This is a genomic window from Salmonella sp. 5800 (assembly GCF_046558195.1).
In the GTDB taxonomy this organism is placed as follows: domain Bacteria; phylum Pseudomonadota; class Gammaproteobacteria; order Enterobacterales; family Enterobacteriaceae; genus Salmonella; species Salmonella enterica.
This window is the reverse complement of record NZ_JBGDOX010000033.1, coordinates 1-584: the sequence shown is the minus strand read 5'-3', so window position 1 is coordinate 584 and position 584 is coordinate 1. Positions and strand designations below refer to the sequence as shown.

General features: G+C 56.0%; 1 rRNA gene. It reads right to left on the bottom strand.

What is annotated here, in order from left to right:
• Positions 1-584 (bottom strand): 23S ribosomal RNA (locus ACLJZ5_RS22070); the annotation flags it as partial.

Sequence of the window (584 nt, the reverse complement as noted above, 5' to 3'; positions counted from 1 at the left end):
AAGTCTCAGGGAGAACTCATCTCGGGGCAAGTTTCGTGCTTAGATGCTTTCAGCACTTATCTCTTCCGCATTTAGCTACCGGGCAGTGCCATTGGCATGACAACCCGAACACCAGTGATGCGTCCACTCCGGTCCTCTCGTACTAGGAGCAGCCCCCCTCAGTTCTCCAGCGCCCACGGCAGATAGGGACCGAACTGTCTCACGACGTTCTAAACCCAGCTCGCGTACCACTTTAAATGGCGAACAGCCATACCCTTGGGACCTACTTCAGCCCCAGGATGTGATGAGCCGACATCGAGGTGCCAAACACCGCCGTCGATATGAACTCTTGGGCGGTATCAGCCTGTTATCCCCGGAGTACCTTTTATCCGTTGAGCGATGGCCCTTCCATTCAGAACCACCGGATCACTATGACCTGCTTTCGCACCTGCTCGCGCCGTCACGCTCGCAGTCAAGCTGGCTTATGCCATTGCACTAACCTCCTGATGTCCGACCAGGATTAGCCAACCTTCGTGCTCCTCCGTTACTCTTTAGGAGGAGACCGCCCCAGTCAAACTACCCACCAGACACTGTCCGCAACCCGG